This is a genomic window from Ruegeria sp. CH6 (assembly GCF_056537005.1).
Map to the genome: position 1 here is coordinate 24,195 of NZ_JBQFQS010000010.1, position 24,258 is coordinate 48,452.

18 protein-coding genes are annotated in these 24,258 nt (G+C 55.1%); 11 read left to right on the plus strand and 7 right to left on the minus strand.

Annotation, left to right across the window (positions count from 1 at the left end; translation table 11 throughout):
• Positions 1 to 139: 139 nt before the first annotated feature.
• Entirely contained in the window at positions 140 to 793 is a 654-nt protein-coding gene (locus ACR0CW_RS17335) for a GlxA family transcriptional regulator (RefSeq protein WP_480788744.1), read from the minus strand.
• A gap of 45 nt (positions 794 to 838) precedes the next feature.
• Positions 839 to 1,096, minus strand: a complete 258-nt coding sequence (locus ACR0CW_RS17340; RefSeq protein WP_480788745.1) for a type 1 glutamine amidotransferase family protein — start codon at positions 1,094 to 1,096, stop codon at positions 839 to 841.
• Between the two features lie 124 nt (positions 1,097 to 1,220).
• Here ACR0CW_RS17340 and ACR0CW_RS17345 point away from each other — a divergent pair, with 124 nt between their 5' ends.
• Together ACR0CW_RS17345 and ACR0CW_RS17350 are read left to right on the plus strand one after the other, a co-directional pair.
• On the plus strand, positions 1,221 to 3,695 hold the full coding sequence (locus ACR0CW_RS17345) for a CoA transferase (RefSeq protein WP_480788746.1): 2,475 nt from the start codon (positions 1,221 to 1,223) through the stop codon (positions 3,693 to 3,695).
• Between the two features lie 9 nt (positions 3,696 to 3,704).
• Entirely contained in the window at positions 3,705 to 5,330 is a 1,626-nt protein-coding gene (locus ACR0CW_RS17350) for a N,N-dimethylformamidase beta subunit family domain-containing protein (RefSeq protein ID WP_480788747.1), read from the plus strand.
• A gap of 448 nt (positions 5,331 to 5,778) precedes the next feature.
• On the opposite strand, the gene ACR0CW_RS17355 is transcribed toward ACR0CW_RS17350, so the two are convergent.
• On the minus strand, positions 5,779 to 8,685 hold the full coding sequence (locus tag ACR0CW_RS17355; RefSeq protein WP_480788748.1) for an ATP-binding protein: 2,907 nt from the start codon (positions 8,683 to 8,685) through the stop codon (positions 5,779 to 5,781).
• Between the two features lie 172 nt (positions 8,686 to 8,857).
• Between ACR0CW_RS17355 and ACR0CW_RS17360 the strand changes: the two genes are divergently transcribed.
• The 3 genes from ACR0CW_RS17360 to ACR0CW_RS17370 all read left to right on the plus strand — a co-directional run bounded on the left by ACR0CW_RS17360 (position 8,858) and on the right by ACR0CW_RS17370 (position 12,994).
• Positions 8,858 to 9,139 carry a hypothetical protein gene (locus ACR0CW_RS17360; protein ID WP_155147633.1) on the plus strand — a complete coding sequence of 94 codons (282 nt, stop codon included), beginning with the start codon at positions 8,858 to 8,860 and terminating at the stop codon, positions 9,137 to 9,139.
• A 6-nt stretch (positions 9,140 to 9,145) separates the two neighbouring features.
• On the plus strand, positions 9,146 to 11,080 hold the full coding sequence (locus tag ACR0CW_RS17365; protein ID WP_480788749.1) for a RiPP maturation radical SAM C-methyltransferase: 1,935 nt from the start codon (positions 9,146 to 9,148) through the stop codon (positions 11,078 to 11,080).
• A gap of 336 nt (positions 11,081 to 11,416) precedes the next feature.
• Positions 11,417 to 12,994, plus strand: a complete 1,578-nt coding sequence (locus ACR0CW_RS17370) for a serine hydrolase (protein WP_480788750.1) — start codon at positions 11,417 to 11,419, stop codon at positions 12,992 to 12,994.
• Positions 12,995 to 13,273: 279 nt separating this feature from the next.
• On the opposite strand, the gene ACR0CW_RS17375 is transcribed toward ACR0CW_RS17370, so the two are convergent.
• The 4 genes from ACR0CW_RS17375 to ACR0CW_RS17390 form a co-directional block, all read right to left on the minus strand.
• A complete protein-coding gene (locus tag ACR0CW_RS17375; protein WP_480788751.1) occupies positions 13,274 to 14,059 on the minus strand; it encodes an IclR family transcriptional regulator in 786 nt (261 codons plus the stop codon).
• Between the two features lie 11 nt (positions 14,060 to 14,070).
• The gene (locus ACR0CW_RS17380) at positions 14,071 to 15,429 is read right to left on the minus strand and encodes a TRAP transporter large permease (protein ID WP_480788752.1); all 1,359 of its coding nucleotides are present in this window, start codon (positions 15,427 to 15,429) and stop codon (positions 14,071 to 14,073) included.
• Positions 15,429 to 16,094 (minus strand): TRAP transporter small permease, encoded by a 666-nt coding sequence (locus ACR0CW_RS17385; RefSeq protein WP_155147644.1) that lies wholly within the window; start codon positions 16,092 to 16,094, stop codon positions 15,429 to 15,431. The genes ACR0CW_RS17380 and ACR0CW_RS17385 overlap by 1 nt, the downstream gene beginning before the upstream one ends.
• 66 nt (positions 16,095 to 16,160) lie before the next feature.
• Positions 16,161 to 17,399, minus strand: coding sequence for a TRAP transporter substrate-binding protein (locus tag ACR0CW_RS17390; RefSeq protein WP_155147646.1), 1,239 nt, complete (start codon positions 17,397 to 17,399; stop codon positions 16,161 to 16,163).
• Positions 17,400 to 17,508: 109 nt separating this feature from the next.
• Here ACR0CW_RS17390 and ACR0CW_RS17395 point away from each other — a divergent pair, with 109 nt between their 5' ends.
• The 6 genes from ACR0CW_RS17395 (at position 17,509) to ACR0CW_RS17420 (ending at position 24,170) form a co-directional block, all read left to right on the plus strand.
• The gene (locus ACR0CW_RS17395; RefSeq protein ID WP_155147648.1) at positions 17,509 to 19,104 is read left to right on the plus strand and encodes a GMC family oxidoreductase; all 1,596 of its coding nucleotides are present in this window, start codon (positions 17,509 to 17,511) and stop codon (positions 19,102 to 19,104) included.
• A 555-nt stretch (positions 19,105 to 19,659) separates the two neighbouring features.
• A complete protein-coding gene (locus ACR0CW_RS17400; protein ID WP_155147650.1) occupies positions 19,660 to 20,790 on the plus strand; it encodes an ABC transporter substrate-binding protein in 1,131 nt (376 codons plus the stop codon).
• Positions 20,791 to 20,841: 51 nt separating this feature from the next.
• Entirely contained in the window at positions 20,842 to 21,762 is a 921-nt protein-coding gene (locus ACR0CW_RS17405; RefSeq protein ID WP_480788753.1) for a branched-chain amino acid ABC transporter permease, read from the plus strand.
• Positions 21,759 to 22,745 (plus strand): branched-chain amino acid ABC transporter permease, encoded by a 987-nt coding sequence (locus ACR0CW_RS17410; protein ID WP_480788754.1) that lies wholly within the window; start codon positions 21,759 to 21,761, stop codon positions 22,743 to 22,745. The genes ACR0CW_RS17405 and ACR0CW_RS17410 overlap by 4 nt, the downstream gene beginning before the upstream one ends.
• On the plus strand, positions 22,738 to 23,487 hold the full coding sequence (locus ACR0CW_RS17415) for an ABC transporter ATP-binding protein (RefSeq protein WP_480788755.1): 750 nt from the start codon (positions 22,738 to 22,740) through the stop codon (positions 23,485 to 23,487). The genes ACR0CW_RS17410 and ACR0CW_RS17415 overlap by 8 nt, the downstream gene beginning before the upstream one ends.
• Positions 23,484 to 24,170 carry an ABC transporter ATP-binding protein gene (locus tag ACR0CW_RS17420; protein WP_480788756.1) on the plus strand — a complete coding sequence of 229 codons (687 nt, stop codon included), beginning with the start codon at positions 23,484 to 23,486 and terminating at the stop codon, positions 24,168 to 24,170. The genes ACR0CW_RS17415 and ACR0CW_RS17420 overlap by 4 nt, the downstream gene beginning before the upstream one ends.
• The last annotated feature ends 88 nt before the right edge of the window (positions 24,171 to 24,258 follow it).

The window sequence follows — 24,258 nt, forward strand, 5'->3', positions numbered from 1 at the left end:
GCAGGGGGTGCCTGCGGCAACAGATTACTACTTGGAACAGGTCGCCTTTATCGCCGCAGCGTGGCGATGGATTACGTGACTGTTCGAAATTCATCTTTGATAAAAGGAGCAAGGCAACCTTGAGCGAGGCAAACGCGCGTCAAGAGGGGTTGGACTGATCACCCTGCCTTTGGGTTCTTCTGCGAACTGGTTGGCCATATTGTTGGCGAAACGCCCTGCGCAGCCCAGATGCTGAAGAAAAGCCGCAACGCAGGGCGATCTCCTCGACACTCAGTCTGGTATGTGTGCTGAGGTCGCGCGCACGTGCCAGACGAAGCGCCTGGTAATGACGCCCGGGAGAAACACCAAGCTCCTGCTTGAACAGACGGGCCAGACTGCGTTCTGACATGTTGGCGAAAGCTGCGAGTTCGGCCAGCGAAAGCGGTGTTTCCAAAGTGTCAGCCATACGGGTAATCAGCATACGCAGCTGTTCTGAGCCATGGATGCGAAGCCCGCGTGCCCCGGAACCAGAAAGTTGCGCACTGGCGCTGTCCTGCAGGAACATGGCCGCTGCCTCTTGCGCTGCTACTGCACCGTAACGACTGGTGATGAATTCCAAGATCAGATCCAGCGCTGTAGCGGCGCTGCCGCAAGTCCAGAACCGCCCATCCTGCACGAAACGGTCCGGTTCTACGACGGTGGCCAGAAAGCTCTCGGCAAACTCGTCGTGGAGTTGCCAGTGGATGGTGGCACGGCGCCCATCCAATAGGCCCAGGGCCGCCATCAGCCAGGAACCCGTGTCTGCCCCGATCACCACTCCCGATCGCAATAGGGGATTCAAATGGCGCGAGAGTGGTTTCTACACAGCTTCCGCGCGGAACTCGTCACCACCCACGATCAGGGTCAGGTCGGCCGCACTCATGCCCTGAAGCGATCTGTCAGGCGCAACACGGATGCCGCTGGAACTGGTCACTGGGGCGTCACTCGCAGTCAGGATTGTCCACCGGATATCTGCACCACGATTGTCACGAACGACCCGCAGCGGTTCCAGCAGGCACGCCAGAACAATGTTGGAAAAACTCTCCGACAACAGAATCGAAACGGTGAGCTGTGTCACTTTGGCAGAATCCGCACATTTTTCGGCAATATTGGTTCGTTCGGCATCGGGACACAATCCTAACGTCAGTTCAATGCCCCAAAGCGCGGCAACATGTCAGCAGCCCGACAGGAGACACGTTTTCATGACAACACGGCCCCTTGATCATATTCGCGTGCTTGATTTCGGCCAGTATCTGGCGGGCCCCCTGGTCGGAATGATGCTGGCTGATATGGGGGCTGAGGTGATCCGCATTGATCCTCCCGGAGGCCCAAGGCTAAAAGAACCAGCCACTGACATGCTGTCACGTGGCAAGTCTGCGCTGACCTTAGATCTGAAAAACGAAGCGGGCCTTGCCACGGCGCGGGATTTGGTTGCCCGGGCCGATGTGGTGATCGAAAACTTCCGACCCGGGGTGATGGAGCGGTTGGGCCTGGGGCCGAAGGCTTTGCGGGAAATCAATCCGCGCATCGTGTCGCTGTCTTTGCCGGGCTTCGCCTCGACCGATCCGGCGCTGGCCGATCTGCCTGCGTGGGAGGCAGTGATTGCCGCGCGCACCGGGCAGTTCACCGACATGGGGTTGAACCGGCGGCTGATGGGGATCAACCCTTCTTTCACTCCACTCACTCTGGCCTCTGCCTATGGCGCAGCATTTGGCGCGATGGCTGTGCAGTTCGCCCTGCTTGCACGGGACCGCAATGGCGGCGAGCATATCGAGGTCCCACTGGCATCTTCCTTGCTTGAAGGGCTCGTCTACAACTGCGAACAGATCGAGGATTACCCCGAACGTTACAAATCCCCACGCGAAGTAGAGCTCGACCGGCGAACGGCCGCGGGCCTGCCCATGAACCTCGGATTTAGCGAACTGGAAGAGTTCCTGGATCCATTCTATCGCACTTATACCTGTGCCGACGGGCGGGGGTTCTATGTGGTGGCAGGAAGCGTCAAGACGCACCCGCGCCGGGTGTTGGAGACCTTGGGGCTGAAAAAGCTCGCCGACGAACTGCCCGATTTCGATGCCTATCTGGATACACGTGATTGGCCCGATGAATGGTCGCTGCGAAACTATCCCGTTGGCGATCGTGACAGAGAGCGGGTGTCGTCGGCAATGAAGGCTGCTTTCCTGAACAAGCCTTCATTTGAATGGGAAGCACTGTTCGGAGCGGCCAAGGCACCGGCCACGGCGCAGCGGTTTTCAAAGGAATGGCTGGCAGACCCCCACGCGCTGGCCTCGGGTCTGGTGCTTGAGGTCGATGACCCGCGCCATGGTAAGATGAGGCAGATGGGGAACGTGGCCTGGCTCGCCGGGGATGCGGGGGCTTTGCAAAAAAGCCCCGGGCCTGAACCGGACAGCGCCCCTCTATCCGACATCCTGGCCGAGGTTCCCCGAACAGCCGCAGGTGGCGACGGAGAGGGCGGGTGGCTCGATGGACTAAAGGTGCTGGACCTGACTAACGTGATTGCCGGCCCGACCATCGGGTCAACTCTTGCCCGGTATGGAGCGCAGGTGACCTCGGTTCAGCCAGTGGATCCTTCGGTTGATCCTTGGAATACGGTGGTCTTTGGCCTGCACGCGCATCGCGGAAAAAAGAGTGTTCTGCTGAATCTGCGCTCGGACGACGGTCAGCTTGCTTTACGGCGGCTGATCGAAGCGTCGGATGTGATAACAATGAACGGTACCGACGAACAGCGTGACGCCTTGGGATTGAGCGAAGCGCAGCTGGCGGCTATCAACCCGCGGCTGATCTTGGTGCAGCTCGACGCCTTTGGGGGGCCGGCGCGCGGGCCTAAATCTGATCATCTGGGATATGACGATCTGGCGCAGGCGGCGACCGGGGTCATGGTGCGCTTTGGCGGTGGTATGCAAACGCCCGAAGAACATGCGCATTTCGGAACCATCGACGTCCTGACCGGATTCTGTGCCTGTGTGGCACTTGGCTCGGCGCTGCTGCGACTCGAGAAAACTGGCAAAGGTGGTATCGCGCGTGCAGCGCTGGCTGGGGCAGGAAATCTGATTCAGGCCCAGTTGATGTATGACTTCGACGGGCGCGCAGCCTTCGATGAGCCTGCGGGGCGCGAGGCCCTGGGTTGGGGGCCGTTTTATCACTGCTACCGCGCGGCGGATGGTTGGATGTTCTTTGCTGCGCCATCCGAAGGGAGGGAGGCGCTGGCGCGCCTGCCGGAATTTGCTGATCTGGACGCGATGCCCAAGGCAGAAATGGTGGCTGCAATTTCACAACAGTTCGCCACGCGCAACGTAGCCTACTGGTCGCAGGCATTTGCCGGAACTTCTAGCACCGTGATGCCACTGGGTTCGCTGCACGACACACGTGATGCAGTTCTGCAGCCGGGAAGTGGTGACCGGATCGATCTGACCCGGGGAACCTTCAGTGTGATCCGGCATGACCAGCACCCTATGGGCCGCTGGTGTGATCTTGTGGCACCCAATGCGGTCCGTCCCGCGCGTGCGGCCATTACCATCCCCGGGCCGATGCCCAAATATGGAGCCGACACTCGCCTGGTTCTGGGCGAAATCGGCTTTTCCCGTAATCAGATCGACGCCATGATCGCCTCCGGTGCGATAGCGGAAAGCTGGTCCACAAAGTACTTGCCGGAATAGGATGTCGAGATGACCCACTCGGAAACTTCAGGTCCTGCCACGACGCCCCGCACGCGTGCCAAGGCGCGGCATATCCTCGATAACTACTACATCGGCCCGTCGCGTAATGACGCGGTGCTCGAGATTTGGGGATATACTGACCGGATGACCTATGCCCCGGGTGACCGGGTGGCGCTGCGAGTGTCAACAACTGCGGAAACCTGGGATTTGGAAATTGGCCGGGACGGACAACGCTATGAGCCGCCGCTGCGCGAGTCGGGGCTTGCGGGAATACACCAAGACACGCCGCCCGACTGTTCGGTAAAGGGGTGTGACTGGGATATCGCATACGAATTCACCATCCCCGACGACTGGCGCGAGGGTGGTTACCTGATCACTTTCAGCGCTGAGTGTGGCGGAGACAGGATCGAGGAACACCACCTGATACTACTGCGCCGAGCACCCTTAAAGCCACCGACGCCTTACTTACTGGTTTGCGCCACCGGAACCTGGCTGGCCTACAATTGTTGGGGTGGATCAAACCACTACGAAGGGATTGCCGGACCCAAAGGCAACGCGTTCTCCCCGATCGTCTCAACCCAACGCCCATGGACGCGGGGGTTCTGCAAACTGCCGGAGGGTGCCCCTCGCGCTGTGCCAGAGGGTGCCCATGTCCCCGGCGGAATGGTGCGTTACCCATATATGGAGTGGGCATACGCCTATGGCTATTCCAAGAAATACGCCTCGGCTGGTTGGGCCAGCTATGAACGGCATTTCGCCCGTTGGGCAGAGGTGCAGGGGTTTGCGCTGGACTTTGCCACACAGCACGATCTAGAGGCCGATCCGGAGTTGTTGCGCCGCCATAAATGCGTGATCTTTGTCGGCCATGATGAGTACTGGAGCGCCAATATGCGCCATGCGGTGGATCGCTACGTCGATGGTGGAGGGCGGGTTGCTCGATTTGGCGGCAACTTCCTTTGGCAGACGCGGATCGAAGACGAGGGTAGGACCCAAATCTGTTACAAATATACAGCAGACCGCGATCCTCTGGTGGGGACGGATCAGGCGCATCTGGTCACTGCGGCCTGGGAAGTCGCCCCGGTGAATTGGCCGGGCACCAGGACATTCGGTGCAAGCGGACTGAAAGGTGTCTATGCTGGTCTGGGCCGCTGCGTGGGGCAGGGCAGCGGCGGTTACACCGTCTATCGACCGCAGCATTGGGCCTTCCGGAACACAGAGCTAGGGTATGGCGATCAACTGGGCGCAGGATCACGCATCTTTGGCTATGAGGTGGACGGCGTTGATTACCGGATGGAGGACGGTTTGCCCTTTGCTACCGGCAGCGATGGGGCTGATCAGGCGATACAGATACTGGCGCTGGGGCTCGCAACTAACGTGGAGCCATCACATGGGGTGTGGGGCGAGACGGCCTATATCGGTGACAGTGACGCGCATTTCAAGGCACAGGCCGTGTTTGGTAAAGTCACGCCCGAGACCATGGATCGCAGCGCTCGCGGCAATGGCGTGATCGTTCATTGGGTACGTGGCAAAGGCGAGGTGTTCAATGCGGCGACCTGTGAATGGGTCATGGGACTGACCCGCCGGGATTGGCAAGTTGAGCAAGTCACCCGTAACGTGTTGGAAAGGTTTGGGTGATCTTGAATATCCCTCAGTAGGTGCCGTCGAAGCGAAGTGTTGAGAGGAAACCGCCTGTGATGACCAGACGTTAGGTAACAGCGGTATCGCCAGAAAAGCTCTTGATATCCCTGGAAGGCCCATTGTGATGGAGAACTGCAAGCTCTGGCGCGAAACTGCGGAGCGGATGAGTCTTCGGCACTTCGTGGTCCGGCAATAATTAGCGTTTGCCTCGAACATCTCAGCCGTTCTGATCCCGAAGGCGCGGATGTTCCTGCCCGTGTCGAACGCGTTGAAGCACACGGGGCGGAAACACTATTATACTTAAGTGCTGCGTTTCAAAGCCAACCCATAACTGTTCGGATCGATGAGCATCACACAATTGGCGAGGGCGATCAAATATTCATACACCTTGCCCGATCCTCGATACTTACTTTTGCGCGGTGAAAGAGCCTATGCACAGCCGCTATTACTTCGTGGCAAATCCGTGATCACCGAACTCGGGCATTTCAATGCAAATCTTTAGCTCGTTCCGGAAACCGGAATATCCGTTTCGGCTGCAAAGATCTAACAAGTCGATTGCCAATTCTCTTGCTTCAGAATGTCGGGATTCCTCCAGCAAAACATGGACCTCTGCCGTCAGCAGCCAGGCTTCAAACGCATCCATTTTCATCAACTGAGCCAGATTAAGACCCTTGTTGAGGACAGTCCGTGCTTCATTGAATTCGTGTTTTAGCGCAAGCAATCGAGCCAAAGGAGCAGCGGAAAAACAGCACAGCACATCGATTCCGGCCGAATCCGACGTTCGAAGTGCTTGTTTGAGAGCGGCTATTCCGGTGTCCAGCTCGCGCTTCATGCAAGACTGTATTCCTCGGGCGACAAGCGCAAAGCTTTGGTCATAGGCTTTCCCGGTTTCCTCGGCGATGCTAAGCGCAGTGCGAATATCCTTTTCACTTTCAGTGAACCGCCCGGCCATACTGTAAGCATTGGCCCGCGTCGCAATGCCCAAAACCGAGATCGAACCCGTGGTACCTATGTCCACTGTACGAAAGGTCTCTGCAAAGAGGTTTTCGTGACGATCGATTGCAGATACCGAGCTGAGATAATCCCCGTGAAACCAAGCGGCCTGGGCCAGAGCAAAGGCAGCCTTGGCTTGCAGCATCGTATCGCCAGACGTTTCGGCGTTTATCAATGCAAACTGCGACACTCTTATAGCATCCCGTACGTCCGAAAGGACCGAAAGCATGATCCCCTGGTCAATTTGCGAGGCGATACGGGACGATGTATCTCCGATCTTTTTGCACAAGTCCTCAGCCTCGCGCGAAATGCTCAGGATACGTTCGAAGTCCCCGCTGGCCACCAAAGATACACGCAAGCCCCTGCGCGCTTGCAGCCCCAGCTTGGCCACCGAAAACGCATCAGCCTCGTGACGGATCTTATCGATGCAGCGTAGAGCGTGTTCAAAGAATGATACGGCTGCCTCAAACGAATAGAGCTTGATCGACAACTCACCACAGTGGTTATAGGCATTTGCGGCGTCCAGCCAGAGTTCACCACCATCCGCATGACGGGCGACCGACTGCATGTGGTCGAGATTGTCGGTATCCCCATCCTTGTTCAAGGTTGAGAAAATGGTCCGGTGGTGTTTGTACCGCCGCAGCCTGGGAACACTGCGATAGCCTACTTTCTGGATCAGTGCGTGGCGGAACCGAATGGTTTGAGCATTGCCCCCCACCGCAAACTCGAGCAGACCCTGTTCAATTAGGCTATAGACCCGGGCCTGCGCATCTTGGAATTCACTTTGAAGGGTGTTGAACAATACGTCCCGGTTCCATTGCATTCCGCCAACAGCAACGATCTGCAACGCCTTTCGATCTTCAAGATCAAGTGCATCGATACGTGAGGCAATCAATGGCTGCACTCTTATGGGGATATCGAACTCATCCACAGTATCGGGAAGCTTGTTGGGATGTTTATCATCGTCCAGGCGGTCGCGGATATTGTACACAAACTCTTCGACAAACAGCGGAGTTCGGTCACTCAATTCCTCGATGTATCCGGCGACAAGCTGATCGACGCCACTGTTATCAAGCAGCAATCTGATCAGGTTTTTGCAAGCCGCAGCTTCCAATGGGGGGACGTGGATGACGTCCAACAAAGGTTTTGGCCCGGATGAAATGAAATCTGCATTGCGCGACGTCAAAAGGATCAGGACGCGCTGTGCCGCAATTTTGTCCAGCAGAGTGTCTACTACGTCCAGCGTACCTTTGTCGGCCCAGTGCAGATCTTCAACAATCAGCACCATTGGCGCCCCGGAACCCAGAGCCAAAACGAGCCGCGCAAGCGCATCGACCAGAAGCTTTCTGCGGTGCAAATGGTCGGCCACACCTATCTCGGATTGGGGCTGAACTCGCGTGAATAACGAAAACAGCTCTTGTCTTGTTGCTTCGCCGAGATCATGAAGGCTTGCCAACACGTTAGACAGTCTGGCTTCTAGCCCGATTTTGGATGTGGGATCAGAGTATTGAAGATAGGTCGTAATTGCGCGCGTAATCGGCAGAAACGCAGCTTCCTGATCCAGTGATGTACAATTGAATTCCAGCGTTTCGTGTTTGCCAAGGAAAGCGCTGTCGGCGAACTCATGCAACAATCGGGACTTTCCAATTCCCGCGGTTCCTATGAGCAAAGCTGCATTGCCCTGACCGGAACGGATCGTGTTCCAGGCGTCGAACATACGTTCCAGTTCTTGTGCTCTGCCGACAAACGGCGACCGGCCCCTTCGGATACGTGAACGCCACCGCGAGACCTGTTTTTTACGCGCCCGTATCTCGTACAATCTAATGGGTTCCGCCAGATTGCCAAGTTCAAGCTCGCCGACAGGTTCGTGTTCGAATACCCCACCCGCGTGTTCGATCACTGCACCGGAAACAGTAACTACGTTGTGACGGGCGCGGCTTTCGATCGTGCTGGCAATATTCATGACTGGGCCAAGGAATGCTTGCTCTTCACCCAGCGTATGCTGGAGATGACTCACCAACAGTTCGCCACAGTGCAGCCCAATCCGAATATCTGGCTGCACGCCGTCCATTTTCGACAGGTTTTGGATGATTTCCAGGGCGCTTGCGATTGCCTTGATCGCATGATCTTCGTCTGCATCAGGCGCCCCAAAAACTGCCAGGGCTCCATCACCGGTAAATAGTGTCGTCGCGCCATGACTCTCACAGGTCGACATCATCAGCTCGATTGCTGGTCCAAGGTGGTCAACAGCATCTTCGGGATCGAGAGAGCCGATCATCATCGTAGATTTGACTATGTCAGCGAACATGACAGTGCACATTTTGCGCTCTGTCGGTTCTATCTGAACGTTGCCTGCCATTCTGTCAAAGTCCTGTTAAAATGTACAACTTCGCTACGTTAAAAATTCTTGTAGATTATAGCACCTTAAAGATTTGGCCCGCAGGCCTTTCGATAAACCTGACGATTGAAATTAATTGAAACGTCATGGTTAATGGACTAGCCGTATACAAATATTAATAAGAGGGATTGACGTGACAGACAAACATAAACACGGATTAACGCTTGAAGATGTTCAGATGATCATTGGTCGAGGCGTTCTTGATGAATCTTTTCGTAAGGAATTTATTGCTGACCCAGAAGACGTCGTCAAACGTCTGGGCATCTCTGTTGATGAGGACGGTAGCGCGGTTGACCTGCTGAAAGCGATCAGTGCTGTCTTCGATGGTCGCGCTGATGTACAGGCTGCCATGTCCGATATCAGGAAAGCATACGAAGTGTCTTCGGACGGTGTGATCCGGCCTCGCTGCGCCTGACGCGCAATGACAGAAACGGCACTCAGCCCGACACTTGATGCAGGCGCAGAACATCATCGTCTGTGTCTGGTGTCGATGCCGTTTTCATCGCTTCAGCATCCTGGCTTAGGGCTGGCGTTGCTTGCACAATTGGCCCGCAGAGCAGGTGCTCGTACAAGCGAGAAGTTCTTTAGCTTTGATTTCGCAGAACTCATTGGGCTGGATCGCTATTCGCTTTTATCGGACGGAAGGTTTTATCAGGCGCTTTTGGGCGAATGGGTTTTCAGTGACCTGATCTATCCCCGGAGTGAAGCCGTTGCCTTTGAGTATCTTACGACGGTTCTGGCTGATCACGTGTCAGGCGTGGAATGGCTAACCGTGATGCAAGACGCCATTTCGGCCCGCGAACAGGTCGGTGCCTTTGTGGACAGGTGTGCCGAAGAAATCCTTCAGGACAAACCGACCGTAGTTGGCATCACATCGTCGTTTCAGCAAGTGATGTCTTCATTGGCCATCGCCAAGGCTGTACGCCGGCGATCTGAGGATGTCGTGATCGTGATGGGCGGCGCAAATTGCGAAGGGCCGCTCGGTCAGGCCCTGTTGCAAGCCCACCCTGAACTGGACGCAGTCTGCATTGGTGAGGGAGATGAAGCATTCCCCGATTTTCTCGGTGTATTGCAGTCGCGTGATGATCTGCCAAATGTACCGGGCATACTGACGCAATCACAAAAGACGCGGCCGCTCAAAGATGCGACGGCCCCTCTGGTCACCGATCTGGATGCGCTGCCTGTCCCGGACTTCACCTCGTTTTTTGATAGGTTCAATAATACACCCGGTTTGCCGGATCTGTTCAAACCATCGGCGACAATTGAAACCTCTCGTGGATGCTGGTGGGGTGCCAAACACCATTGCACATTCTGTGGCCTCAACGGCCAGTCCATGACCTATCGCAGCAAATCTGCTGATCGGGCATTTGCAGAGTTTAGTGAGCTGGCCGATCTGTATGGTCCGGACCTTGTTGTGGTCGACAACATTCTGGACCATCGCTATCTCAGGACGCTTATTCCAAAATTGGCGCAGGATGAACGCCCGTTTCTGATGCACTATGAGGTCAAATCCAACCTTTCACCGGCCGTGATTGCCTCTTTGGCAGACGGAGGTGTCAGAAAGGTTCAGCCAGGGATCGAAACGTTTGATACGAAAACCCTGACACATATGCGCAAAGGCGTGTCTGGGATTCAGAACATTCAGACCCTGAAACTTTGTGCAGAAGCCGGTGTGTTTGTCGAATGGTGTTTCCTGTTCGGATTCCCGGGTGAAAATCCCGAAGGTTTTGAACGTATGGCGCAACTGATACCGCACCTGCACCACCTGCAACCTCCGGGCTCGGTCGGCCCCGTCCGGGCTGATCGCTTCAGCCCTTACTACGACTATCCCGAAGCCTACGGCATTCAGGTCCGACCGGCAAAGCCCTATAAATATATCTTTGATGTTCCAAAAGAGGATCTCACTCAGTTTTCCTATCACTTTGACATCATCGATAAATCAGACACCACGGCGCAGAACCGCGCAGAACCCACACTCAAGGCGCTGACGGTTTGGCAGAATGATGCCGGTTCTGCTGAGCTGTATCTGGACAAGGATGTTGTGATTGACACACGGTGCCCAGATCAGCGCATTGAGCATCAGCTTTCGTCCGCAGAGTGTGCGGTCCTGGCGCATGCCTCCACTATTGTTGGGGCCACTCAATTGGAGGAGCGTGTAACGCCTCAATTCGGCCAGATGTCAGTGCGCAAAGCGGTTGAGCGGTTGTGTCAGCTTAACCTGCTGACTGTCGAACAAGACGCCTTACTGTCGCTTGTGCTCAGGACGCCTGGTTTCACGCGGGCTCCCGATTGGAATGTTATTCGGAACAGTCCGCACCTGGCTTTTGCTGTGCAACGACGCGAAGATTTTGCTTGATAAGAATGTGTCATTTTTTGGTTTCTCTAACTGCGGCTGGGATGTTGTGCTAAAGGTGCCACGGCCTGCCCAAATTTTTTGCACACCTCTATCAAAAGCTCTGTGGATCAGATGTTCTTCTGAGCTATAACCTCGGACTTTCGGATTTTTGTCGGGATCGCTGGATAAGTTCGTCCCGTATCACGCCGATCCGGACTTTCAGCTAATTTGCGACATAGCCTGTGAAAGCGCGAACGCTGCCGACGGCCAGACTGCAAACAAATCAAATGGTCCTGAATCTATGCAGTTCACCAAACTGTGGTTAGAGTTACCTGTATGAATTAACCGAGATTTATTATGCAAACCTTTTCTATTTCCCGTCGGTTTTTCCTTGGATCTGCGACCGCCTCGCTGGTCGGTATGCCTCTGACTGCGCATGCCCAGACGCCATCGCCGTCTCAAATGGCGGGCGTTGCGGTACCGCCTGGTCAAATTGCGACAGCAATCGCGGCATTGGATGATGTTGTTGCCGAGATCATGGCGCGCAGCGGTATCCCCGGCGTCTCCGTCGCGGTCGTGCACAAGGGTGAAACAGTTTTGACCAACGGTTACGGTCTGCGTCGCGTGGGGGTATCGGATACCATCAATCCGGACACCGTGTTTCAGATCGCTTCCGTATCAAAATCAGTCGGGGCCACAGTGGTTGCGCAGCAAGTGGGGCAAGGAGTTGTTTCCTGGGACAGCCCCATGCATGAACTCTTGCCATGGTTTCGTCTGTCGGACCCGGCGCGAAGTAAGTTGTTGACCATTGGGGACCTGTACAGTCACAGGTCCGGTCTGCCAGATCATGCAGGCGATGATTTGGAAGATCTGGGCTTTGACCGCGCAACGATCCTGGAGCATCTGCGGTTGCTGCCGCTCGCTCCATTTCGGACATCTTACGCCTACACCAATTTCGGCCTCACCGCCGCTGCTGAAGCAGTAGCGGAAAAAGCGGGTATCGATTGGGCGACGTTGTCTGAGCAGGCGATTTACCAGCCGCTTGGCATGACGCGCACAAGTTCGCGTTTCGCTGACTACATGGCGGTCTCTGACCGGGCCGTTCCTCATGCGCCCAGCGATGGAGTGTTTCTCCCGCAGTTTCAGCGCATGCCTGACGCGCAGTCGCCAGCAGGTGGTGTCAGTTCGTCTGCCAACGATATGGCCAGATGGATGCAGTTGATTCTGGCAAATGGCCGTTACGGTGACGATCAGATAATTCCGCCCGAGGCCCTGCTTCCTGCGATCAGTCCGCAAACCGTATCTTCACCACCGAAATCCCCAGACAGCCGCGCCGGGTTCTATGGATTTGGCTTCAATGTCAGCACCGAACCTTCTGGGCGGGTAAAACTCAGCCATTCCGGGGCCTTTGTAATGGGCACGGGCACTTGTTTCTCCATCATTCCTTCATTGGATCTCGGCATCGTCGTTTTGTCGAATGCATCGCCGGTTGGGGCAGTAGAATCCATCGCAGCGGAATTTACCGATCTGGCTCAGTTTGGAAAGCAGACCCGCGATTGGTATGCAGGCTATTCTCAATTGTTCAAACCGTTCTTTGACCCACTCGGACATACTGTGGGCGCTTTTCCCCCGGTCGACGCGGCCGTTCCTCTGAATTTCGAAACCGCTGTCGGCAAGTACAGCCACCCATATTTTGGGACTGTGGAGATTCAGGCGAAGGGAGAGCAACTGGTATTGTTAGTTGGACCGCATTCGCAGGATTACCTGCTGCAACCGTGGGACGGAGCCACCATGGTTTTCGACTTTGTTACGGAAAACGCTCCACCCGGATCGCGCTCAATGCTGACATTCGAAGATCTAGCGAGTGGCAAAGCGGGAAGTATCGTAGTTGAGCTGTTTGGTGAACACGAACCTTCTCGTTTCATCCGTGTCTGACTCTGTTTCCTGATAGCGTTGTTTTATGTCCGTCGTATACCTGCCCATCGAGCGGCTTAAGGCAGACCTCTGCTCCTATGTTGCAAAGGACCGCTCCTCGTTGGTCAGGCACTAACCCTAACTGGCCACTAGGTGGTATTGACTTGTAAGATTGGTGGTCGGTTTTGAGTGTCGTTCTAGAATTTCGCAAACACTCGCGAGCGGGGCCGATCTACCCTGATCCAAACGACTGCACATTCTGACTTTCGGTGTTGACGCTGATCGCCGGAGGCTCGATTGTTATTGATCAAAAGAAAGCAAGTTAGAAAGTTTCTCTGCCCCTCTCTGCAAAGTTCCAAGAAACAGAACTAACCCATCTACGTCATGCCTCTGAGTTGGAGCGTGTACCGACAAAGTAGCAACGAGACGTTTATTGGCGTCAAGAATTGGAACTGCAATGGCAGACATCCCAAGCATGAACTCTTCGTTGTCTGTGGAGTAACCGTTTTTGGAGATAAGGGTAATCTCATCTCGCAGCGCTTTGGGCCTCGTCAAGGTATGGTCGGTTTGGGGAAGTAATTTTCGAGCCGACAGGTAGCCATCAAGCGTCTTCTGGCGAAGGGTCGAGAGGTACATCTTTCCGCTTGCCGTGCAATGAAAAGGTACTTGGGTGCCAATTGGCAACTGAATTCGAAGTGGCCACTTTGTTTCGACCCGGTCGAGATAAATCATACCCTCCCGGTCGGGGATGGCGAGGTTGCAGGTTTCTCCTACTTCGTCGGCAATGCCACGCAAAATCGCAAGCCGCGCGGTGCGCAGGTGTTCTGCCGACATCGTGTTGACCGACAGCTGGCGCAAGCGCGGACCGGGCCCGTAGGATCTGCCATCCAGATCGCGTTGAAGAAACCCTTCGGCTTCGGCGGTTTGAAGCAGCCTGTGAATTGTCGGTTTTGCAAGACCGAGCGTATCAACTAGCTCTGCCGGTTTGACGGGAACACCGCGCCTTGCCACTTCTTCCAGGATCAGAAGTAACCGCAAGTTCGTGGGAATTTGGGTTTCACGTTGTGATGCGTCCGTAGATACCATCCCGTTACATTCTAGTTGTTTGGTAGTAGGATCAAGGCCAGATCAGGTACCAAAGAGACTAAAATCCATACCGAAAGCAGCGCTGCGAGATACGGAACTGTGTATCTGAGCAAGCGGAAATACGGCACACCCGTCACGCCAGATGCAACATAGAGATTCAGGCCATATGGTGGGGTGATGAACCCGATCGAGGCGCCAACGAGGAAGATGACCGAGAAGTGAATCGGATCAATCCCGACAGAGGCCGCAATAGGGGCAAGGATTGGTGCAAGGATAATCGTGACAGGTAAGCTCTCCAGCACCATTCCCGAGAAGAATACAATCACCATCGATGTAAACAGAACTGCGTGATAGCCGCCCATTGAGGTCACGAAATCGCCAATTGTCTGCTGGGCGCCGAGCAGGGACAGAATTTGCTGCATGACGACAGAAATGGCGATCAAGGGGGCTAGAATTCCCGTGATTTGTGCAGACCGGATCACGATCGAGGGGATTTCAGGGATCGTGAAACCTTCGACGACCAGCATTTCCGCATAGGTCTTTTCAGAGGGTGAAACATCGCCGCGCGCACCCATAATGCGATTAATCGGATAGCTGACCAATCCAGCAATCACGCAAAACCCGACAGTTACACCAGCTGCCTCGGTCGGAGAGAACTTGCCAGTGTAGATGCCCCACAAGACCAGCCCGATCGCAAAGAAACCAAGCCAGGCACCGAAAGCAGTTTTGAGAACTCGGTTCAGCTGCAAAGGGATCAGATGACCCCAGCCGTTGATCCGGCAGATGATCCAGCATGCAAACTGCATGCCGAACACCATCAGTGCACCGGGCAGGATGCCAGCTACAAAAAGCTCGGAGATTGGCAGGTTCATCAGGAAGCCGTAGACGATGAATATGATCGACGGTGGGATAATGATCCCAACGGTGCCACCAGCTGCTGCAGTTGCGGCACTGAAGCGTTCGTCGTATCCGCCTTTGACCATCTCGGGGTGCAACATTGATCCGATTGTCGCGGTGGTCGCAGAGTTCGATCCCGAGATCGCAGCAAACAGCCCGCAGGCCCCCAACGAAGCCATCGCCAACCCGCCGCGTATCCAGCCCAGACAGGCATAGGCAAAATCGCTAAGCCGTCGGGCAATGCCAGATTTGTTGATCAGGTCGCCTGTCAGGATGAACAACGGCATAGCCAGCAGGGCAAATCCTTTGTTGAAAACATTGAGCAGCTCGGCGCCCATGTTGTCGAGTGTCAGTCCCAAAACGAATGAGCAACCGATCACCCAATAGCCGATAACCAGCAGCACCGGCACGCCCAGCATGAACAGAAACGTGACCCCCAGAGAGATCAGAGTGACCCATGTACCGTCTGTCATCAGTCTGCTCCTATCACGGCCTGCTTGATCAGCGGCTCGCCGGTTTTCCAGTTGTTGAGATCATCAGCTAGGTTTTGAAAAACGCGCCCGACCATCAGGAAGAATGAAAGCGGGGCGGCCAGCAGGAACCACCACTGCATGATGTTGTCGGTCCCGAGCACGATCTGAAAATTCGAAGCGGACAGCGCAACAAGCCGCGACGTGGTCACAATGACGATCACCGCAAAGATGAACCACAGGACGGCATCGAGTATCAGGCAGGCCAACTGCCCGCTTCGCGGCATCGCCGTGCGGAATTCGCTGAAACTGAGGTGTGTACGCAGACGAACATTATAGGAAGCACCAAACCAGGCCATCACCATGAACAGAAGTGGAGGAATGGTGGTGGACCAGGGTTCCTGATCATTGAAGACGAACCGGTCGATCACGCCCCAAAAGATGATCAATGCGATGGCGAGGTAGGAATATACCATAACCGAACGCTCAAGATGGCGTTCGATAAAGGGCACCTTGCGATAGATCAGCATCACCAGAAAGCCGCCCAAGGCTGCAACAATCGTGCCGACAATCCAAGCGGCATCAGATTCCAAGGCGATTTGAATCTCGAATGAATCGCGAGTGAGCAAGGCGCTGAAAATAGCGCCGATATCTGCCCATAATGACATGAACCCCGTCCTCCCAGTCGGTGTTTGAATGAGCCGGCCCTTTTGAGGCCGGCTCGGTCAGATTAATCAGGCTTGGCCCATCCACCAACGGCGTGGTTCAACATTTTCCGGCAAGGTGTCTGCGGGGATCTCGCGCGCGATGTCGTAGATCTCCTGGTAGGTATCGATACCACCGGCCCACTTGTTGAGGCGTTCGCGCCACTGTGCCCACGGTTCAGGGTTGTAGTTCGGGGCGCACATCTCTTCGGCCAGTTTGATCTGATCATCGGGCAGGAAGGCCGGACGAACGCCGTTTTCCGCGAAGATCGTGTTGGGAAGCTGGGGCTCCGAGAAACCGACCGTGTTCAAAAGCGCAGCTTCGTTCGCGCCTTGAATGAGGGCTTGTGTGAAATACGACGATTCCATCACTGCATCCTGCAGTTCACCTCCGAGGCTATCGAACACTTTTGCCGACATCGACGTATGCTCGGTTCCGCAGAAGAACTTGAGGTTTACTGACTGCGAAACCACAGGCGCCATATTGGCGTAGGCAACGGCTGATGCCCACGTTTCGGCACCATCGATCAGGCCTGTCTTAAGAGCGTCCAGTGTCTCTTCCCAAGCAACTGGAACCGGGTTCAGGTTCAGAAGCTGCATGGCGATCCGGCCAAGCTGTGTCCCCGTCACGCGGTTCTTTGTGCCAAATAGCTCTTCCAGTTTGGTAACGGTCGGCTTGTCAGCAAAGGTCGAGCCCATTTGCAGACCGCGCAGTTCGCAGTGGGTGAACAGGAATTTCAGCCCGTGCCGTTTCTCAAGTGGTTCACGCAGGATGCGCTGGCTCGCCGGGCTATAGAAGAAGTGGTACTGAGCTGCACGGCTGGGGAACATATAGGCATAGTCCAGCACGTTCAGATAAGGCGCGCCACCAGCCGAGTTCTGGGTCGAGGCCGCATAGATGTCGACGATTCCCTGCTGCGTCTTCTCCACACAACTCAACTGTCCGCAAATCTGGTTGTCGCCGATGAACTCGATGCGAATCTCGCCGTCGGTGCGCTCCTCCAGGTCGCGAGCGAACTCGATAGCGCCCGCCCGCTCGATCAATAGGTTTCGGGTGTTGAAGCCGGACGCACCGAATTTGAGTGTGTGCTTTGGTTCTTTCGAGAATCGTTTTTCGTAAGTCGATTCAGCTGCTTGCGCGAGATTGGCCAGGCTCATCGCCCCGCCGAATCCACCTGCGGCCAGCAGCGTCGAGCTCATGCCATAGCGTCCAGCCACACGGAAAAAATCCCGCCTTGAAATACCGCTTAGTTTCTTACCGATCTCCATTGCTTACCTCCCTGATCGCAATTATTGAGACTTTTTGTATCAAAAAATGCTAGTATAGTTCCGGCAATTTGCATAGGGTTTTTTTCAGTGACCTTGGGAGGAGACCATCATGGAGGTAGATTATGCAGTTGTCGGAGCCGGTTCTTCGGGCTGTGTCATCGCCAACCGACTGAGTGCCGATTCTCAGACGACGGTCGCCTTGCTTGAGGCAGGAGGACCGGACACCAATCCGTGGATTCACATTCCCGTCGGCTACTTCAAGACCATGCATAACCCTTCTCTCGACTGGTGTTATCGCACCGAACCGGATCCGGGTCTAAACGGACGATCGATAGACTGGCCGCGTGGTAAGGTGCTGGGCGGGTCATCTTCGCTGAACGGGTTGCTTTATGTTCGTGGCCAGAAAGAAGATTATGATCGTTGGCGCCAAATGGGTAACACGGGATGGGGTTGGGATGACGTGTTGCCCCTGTTCAAACGTAGCGAAGATCAGGAGCGCGGGGAGGACGATTTCCATGGAATCGGCGGCCCGCTCTCGGTTTCCAACATGCGGATTCAGCGACCAATCTGTGACGCGTGGGTCACCGCCGCGCAGGCTGCGGGATATCCGTTCAATCCTGACTACAACGGTGAAAGGCAGGAGGGTGTTGGCTACTTTCAGCTAACTACGCGAAACGGTCGCAGGTGCAGTGCCGCCGTTGCTTATTTGAAACCTGTTAGAAACAGGAAAAACCTGAATATCATGACACATGCCTTGGTCAGTCGCATCGTGCTGGACGGCAAAAAGGCCACAGGGCTTGTGTATCGAGACCGCGCAGGGAATGAGAAAACGATAAAAGTCCGTCGTGAAATCATCTTGTCCGGCGGGGCTATAAACTCTCCACAGATCCTGATGTTGTCCGGCATCGGAGACCCCGAACACCTGAAGGAAAACGGAATCGAGCCCGTGCACGCGCTGCCCGGTGTCGGGAAAGGTTTGCAGGATCATTTGCAAGCGCGTCTGGTGTTCAAGTGTAATGAGCCCACGCTGAATGACGAAGTGCGCAGCCTGTTCAATCAGGCTCGTATTGCTCTGAAATACGCATTGTTCCGGGCAGGTCCGATGACAATGGCGGCCAGCCTTGCAACAGGATTTCTGAAGACCAGACCTGAGGTGGAAACGCCTGACATTCAGTTTCATGTGCAACCATGGTCTGCAGACAGCCCGGGTGAGGGCGTGCATCCGTTTTCGGCCTTCACGATGTCGGTCTGTCAGCTTCGCCCCCAGAGCAGGGGAGAGTTGCGTCTGAATGGTCCAGACCCTACTCAACACGTGAAGATTATCCCGAACTACCTGTCTACCGAAGTTGACTGTCGCACCATCGTTGATGGAGTGAATATTGCACGCAAGATCGCGCGTCATAATCCGCTTGCGTCAAAAATTTCGGAAGAGTTTAGGCCGACAGCCGAACTATCCACTGACGACTACAGTGGAACCCTGGATTGGGCGAGATCTAATTCTGTTTCGATTTATCATCCCACCGGCACCTGTGCGATGGGGTCGTCCGACAGATCAGTCGTAGATTCCAGTCTAAAGGTGCACGGACTCGAAAACCTGCGGGTTGCCGACTGCTCAATAATGCCGGAAATCGTTAGTGGGAACACCAATGCCCCAGCTATCATGATTGGAGAGAAAGCAAGCGAACTGCTTTCTGACAGGGCTTAGGTGTGTCGTCCTGACATTACCTTGAACTGGTTTGCATTGTCGCTGCAGATCAGGGAATTCCTCTGCTCATCGCGGCGACAGTTAATGCAGTGCATCGCGACCAGCAGAATGTCGGGCGAGCTGTCGCTTTGCATTTTCCTGCGTTCAATAAGCGTTAAAAAGCTCAGATTGATGGTCGCCTGATCAAATCGGATGAACGCATGCCGCTTTCCTAACTTGTTGAACCGCTGGCCGATTACTCTGGCTAGGGGTTTCGAAAATAGCTTTAACCGCTGGAGCCATTTCCGTTATGTGAGGTTTCGACTGATCTGCGACACCAGCCAACCTTTTGTTGATCTGGCCAAGAGTTTCCCGCCTTAGATCTGCATGGCAGGTGCATAGCTCCAATTGAGGTCGCCGACAGGGTCGTTAGCGCACTTTCGATGGCTTGTGCACTCTCGTTTCCCGGATATCTCAACACCGTGTTGAAATTTCGTCTGAAAATAAGGCCTCGAACGGGTGTTCAGAGCGCCCGAGTTTTGTATGAAATAGGAAAGACCAACAAGGGAGAAACAAATGAAAAAGCTGTTATTGGCCGCTGCGGCATCTGCCCTGTGCGCAACAGGCGCACTGGCTGAGGTCAAGGTCGGGATGATCACCACTCTGTCTGGTGGTGGCGCGGGTCTTGGAATTGATGTTCGCGATGGTTTCATGCTGGCAATTGCACAGTCCGGCCGTGACGACATTGAGGTCGTGATCGAAGATGATCAGCGCAAACCGGATATTGCGGTTCAGCTTTCGGATAAAATGATCCAGTCCGAGCGTGTTGATGTGATGACAGGGATCATCTGGTCCAACCTTGCTATGGCGGTTGTCCCAGCGGCGGTGAACCAGAATGTGTTCTACCTGTCGCCCAATGCCGGGCCTTCCCCGCTTGCAGGCAAAGGCTGCCACCAGAACTATTTCAACGTGGCGTGGCAGAACGACAATCTGCACGAGGCCGCAGGGGCTTATGCCAATGAAGCGGGCTATGAAAAGACCTTTATCATGGCGCCAAACTATCCGGCGGGCACTGACGCTCTGACCGGCTACAAGCGGTACTTCAAGGGTGATCTGGCCGGTGAAGTCTATACCAAGCTTGGCCAGACGGACTATGCCGCCGAGATCGCGCAGATCCGGGCAAGTGATGCGGACAGCGTGTTCTTCTTCTTGCCCGGCGGCATGGGGATTTCCTTCCTCAAGCAATATGCCGACAGCGGTATCGACCTTCCAGTTGTTGGTCCTGCGTTCAGCTTTGACCAGGGCATCCTTCAGGCCGTTGGGGACGCAGCGCTCGGCGTTGTGAATACGTCGCAGTGGAACAAGGACATCGACAACCCAACCAATGCGGCTTTCGTCGAAAGCTTCCAGGCCGAGTACGGTCGTCTGCCATCGCTTTACGCGAGTCAGGGGTTTGACACTGCAAACCTGTTGCTGTCGGCGCTTGAGAAGGCTGACCCGTCCGATGCAGATGCATTCCGCGAAGCACTGCGGGCCGCTGACTTCGACAGCACACGCGGGGATTTCGCCTTTGGCCCGAACCATCACCCGGTGCAGACGATCTATGCACGCGAAGTGATCAAGGAAGGCGACGTATTCACGAACAAGATCATCGGTGCAGCGCTGGAAGGTCATTCTGACGCTTACGCGGCCGACTGCAAAATGTGATCGATCCCTGCCTGCCTTCTGACCGAGGACAGGCAGATACCCGGAGTTTCCATGTCTTCGATCCTGATTATCGAGCAGATCCTCAACGGACTGCAATTCGGCGTTATGCTCTTTTTAATGGCTGCCGGCCTAACTCTGATCTTCGGGGTCATGGGTCTGATCAATCTTGCCCACGGCTCGTTATACATGGTTGGGGCGTTCGCTGCGGCGGCTGTGGCAAGTGTAACGGGCTCGTTCTTTCTGGGTTTGATCGCTGCTCTTGCGGCTGCCGCTCTGGCCGGTGCAATCATCGAAATCGTTGTCATCCGGCGACTCTATGATGCCGCGCATCTTGATCAGGTTCTGGCTACTTTTGCTCTGATCCTGATCTTTTCAGAGGGTACACGCTGGGTTTTCGGATCATTTCCACTGTTCCTGAACATTCCAGAAGCGCTGTCCGGTCCCGTGACTTTACCCGGTGGGATCGAATACCCCCTGTACCGTCTGACTCTGATCTTGATCGGGATGGCTGTGGCGGGGGGGCTTTGGCTGCTCATCGAGCGTACACGGATCGGGATTCAAATTCGTGCCGGCGAAAATGACCGTGAAATGATCGCAGCATTGGGTGTCGATATCTCTAAGCTCTACACGCTTGTTTTCGCGCTTGGGGCCGCTCTGGCTGGTCTGGCCGGAGCCTTGGTGGGTGCAATTCAATCGGTTCAGGTCGGTATGGGTGAGCCTGTGCTTATCCTTGCCTTCGTCGTCATTGTGATCGGGGGCATCGGGTCGATCCGGGGGGCATTCATCGGGGCGCTTCTGGTGGGTCTAACCGATACATTGGGCGGCGTGTTTCTGCCCGAACTGTTCAAACTGTTCATGGATACAGGCGCTGCACAGAAAAGCGGCTCGGCCATCGCATCCATGGGAATATACATCCTGATGGGACTGGTTCTGATCTGGCGTCCCACCGGCTTGTTCGGAGCACGTGCATGACGCTTGATGAACGCTATATCAACGGTCTCGTGCTGATCGGGTTGCTTGTGTTGCCACTTTGGGCGTTGGCAGCGGATGAACCGTTCACGATCACGCTGGTAACCCGTGCAGTCATCCTTGCATTGGCAGCGGTCGGTCTGAACCTCATTCTGGGTATTGGCGGGATGGTCAGCTTTGGCCACGCCGTTTTCTTCGGCATTGGCGGTTACGCGATGGGTATCCTTGCCTATCATGCCCAGACCTATACTGCGCTCGACCTTGGGTTCTTTGAGACAGATGGCACCAATTCAATGCCGGTTATCTGGCTAGCTGCAATGATATTGTCAGCGATCGTGGCGTTCTTCATTGGCCTTTTGTCTCTGCGAACATCCGGTGTCTACTTCATCATGATCACACTCGCCTTTGGCCAGATGTTCTTCTACTTCGCAATCTCATGGGCGCAGTACGGTGGCGAAGATGGGCTTTCGATTTATGTTCGCAACGGTTTCCCTGGCCTGAACACGCTGGTTCCAATTCAGTTCTTCGGCATATGCTTCGCCTTGCTGTGCATCGTGCTCTGTCTCTTTTCACGACTTCAGTCATCGCCCTTTGGTCTGGCACTGAATGCAGCGCGTCAAACCAATGCGCGGGTCGAGACTGTTGGCTTAAACCCCATGCATCTCAAACTGCTGGCATTTGTCATCTCAGGTGCCATCACGGGGCTTGCGGGTGCGCTGTTTGCTGATCTGAACCGCTTTGTTTCACCTACAATGTTCAGCTGGCAATTGTCGGGCGAACTGATCGTTTTGATTATTATCGGCGGAGTAGGGCGTCTGATGGGACCAGTGATTGGTGCCTGTGTATTCGTCGCGCTAGAGCATTTTCTGGGTGAACTCACAGAATTCTGGCATGTCTATCTGGGCATTATTCTGTTGTGCATTGTCCTGTTCGGACGCGGCGGGTTGATTGGTCTTCTGACCGGCAAGGAGGGGGCGCATGTCTGAACCGATCCTTGCAACTCATGGACTGAACAAAAGCTTTGGCGCGCTCAAGGCAACCAACGACGTTTCCATTGATCTAATGCCCCGCGAAATTCACGCGATCATCGGGCCCAACGGAGCGGGAAAATCCACACTGATCAAGCAGATCTGCGGTGGGCTAAGGCCGGATTCAGGGCGAGTGGTGCTGTGTGGGCAGGACGTGTCCGGCAAAACCACCCAAGCCAGAGCGCGCGCTGGATTAGGGCGAACTTTCCAGATTTCCGACTTATGCATGGAAGATACAGTGCTGGAAAACGCAGTGTTGGGTGCGATGGGTGCTGAAGGGGTCGCCTGGCGGTTCTGGCGCAGCGCCTTGAAAACCAGTACACTTCTGGAAAGAGCTGAAGCCGCATTGGACCGCGTCGGTCTAGCGGAAGAACGCAACACGCGCTGTGCCAGCCTAAGCCATGGCCAACGTCGGCAATTGGAGGTGGCTGTCGCGCTGACACTGTCACCAAGGGCTTTCATCATGGATGAACCGATGGCGGGGCTTGGGGCAGAAGGTTCCAAGCGGCTGACCGGTTTTCTGGATGGATTGCGCGAAGAAGCACCAATCCTGCTGGTGGAACATGATATGGACGCGGTCTTTGCCCTGGCGGATCGGATCAGCGTCTTGGTCTATGGCAAGGTCATCGCCACAGGAACTGCTGATGAAATCCGCAGCAGTCAAGAAGTGCGCGAAGCCTATCTGGGGGACGAGGCATGAGCTTTCTTACCGTCCAGAACCTTACCGCCACCTACGGTGTCAGCCAGGCATTGTTCGGAGTGGATCTGACAATGGCCGAGGGTGAAGTGACGGCCCTGATGGGGCGAAATGGAATGGGCAAATCGACAACCGTAAAGGCGATCTGTCAGATGATCAGGTCCGAAGGGACACTTACCCTGGATGGGTTAAATCTGCATGATCTTCCCAGCCACAAAGTTGCTCGCAAGGGTGTGGGTCTTGTGCCAGAGGGGCGTCGCTGTTTTGCCGATCTTACTGTGCGCGAAAATCTTGTCGCTGCGGCTCGGCCCGGGGATTGGAACATGGCCAAGGTGACCGAGTTGTTTCCCCGGCTTGGTGAACGGGAAGGTCAACGCGCGGTATCTTTGTCGGGCGGAGAGCAACAGATGCTTGCAATTGGCCGCGCGCTTATGACCAACCCACGCCTGCTGATCCTTGATGAGGCAACCGAAGGCCTCGCGCCGATCATCCGGCAAGAGATTTGGGCGGCACTGCACCGTCTGAAACAGGAAACCAGCGTAGCTATTCTGTTGATCGACAAATCTCTGAAGGAACTGTCCACCGTCTCGGACAAAGCAGTGATACTGGAACGCGGTAAGACGGTTTGGGCAGGTGCTATGGCGGATCTGACGCCTGAAATATCCGAGAGATTTGTGGGGGTCTGATGGGGTTTGAACCTCATCAGAAAGCGCTATCCAACCCTTCGATGAAGAGCGGTATTTACCAATCGAGTTGTTACCTCAGCTGGCAACC

Coding starts and splice junctions, on each gene's coding strand:
- ACR0CW_RS17345 (WP_480788746.1), top strand. CDS start 1,221: ATGACAACACGGCCCCTTGATCATATTCGCGTGCTTGATTTCGGCCAG.
- ACR0CW_RS17350 (WP_480788747.1), top strand. CDS start 3,705: ATGACCCACTCGGAAACTTCAGGTCCTGCCACGACGCCCCGCACGCGT.
- ACR0CW_RS17355 (WP_480788748.1), bottom strand. CDS start 8,685: ATGGCAGGCAACGTTCAGATAGAACCGACAGAGCGCAAAATGTGCACT.
- ACR0CW_RS17365 (WP_480788749.1), top strand. CDS start 9,146: ATGACAGAAACGGCACTCAGCCCGACACTTGATGCAGGCGCAGAACAT.
- ACR0CW_RS17370 (WP_480788750.1), top strand. CDS start 11,417: ATGCAAACCTTTTCTATTTCCCGTCGGTTTTTCCTTGGATCTGCGACC.
- ACR0CW_RS17375 (WP_480788751.1), bottom strand. CDS start 14,059: ATGGTATCTACGGACGCATCACAACGTGAAACCCAAATTCCCACGAAC.
- ACR0CW_RS17380 (WP_480788752.1), bottom strand. CDS start 15,429: ATGACAGACGGTACATGGGTCACTCTGATCTCTCTGGGGGTCACGTTT.
- ACR0CW_RS17385 (WP_155147644.1), bottom strand. CDS start 16,094: ATGTCATTATGGGCAGATATCGGCGCTATTTTCAGCGCCTTGCTCACT.
- ACR0CW_RS17390 (WP_155147646.1), bottom strand. CDS start 17,399: ATGGAGATCGGTAAGAAACTAAGCGGTATTTCAAGGCGGGATTTTTTC.
- ACR0CW_RS17395 (WP_155147648.1), top strand. CDS start 17,509: ATGGAGGTAGATTATGCAGTTGTCGGAGCCGGTTCTTCGGGCTGTGTC.
- ACR0CW_RS17400 (WP_155147650.1), top strand. CDS start 19,660: ATGAAAAAGCTGTTATTGGCCGCTGCGGCATCTGCCCTGTGCGCAACA.
- ACR0CW_RS17405 (WP_480788753.1), top strand. CDS start 20,842: ATGTCTTCGATCCTGATTATCGAGCAGATCCTCAACGGACTGCAATTC.
- ACR0CW_RS17410 (WP_480788754.1), top strand. CDS start 21,759: ATGACGCTTGATGAACGCTATATCAACGGTCTCGTGCTGATCGGGTTG.
- ACR0CW_RS17415 (WP_480788755.1), top strand. CDS start 22,738: ATGTCTGAACCGATCCTTGCAACTCATGGACTGAACAAAAGCTTTGGC.
- ACR0CW_RS17420 (WP_480788756.1), top strand. CDS start 23,484: ATGAGCTTTCTTACCGTCCAGAACCTTACCGCCACCTACGGTGTCAGC.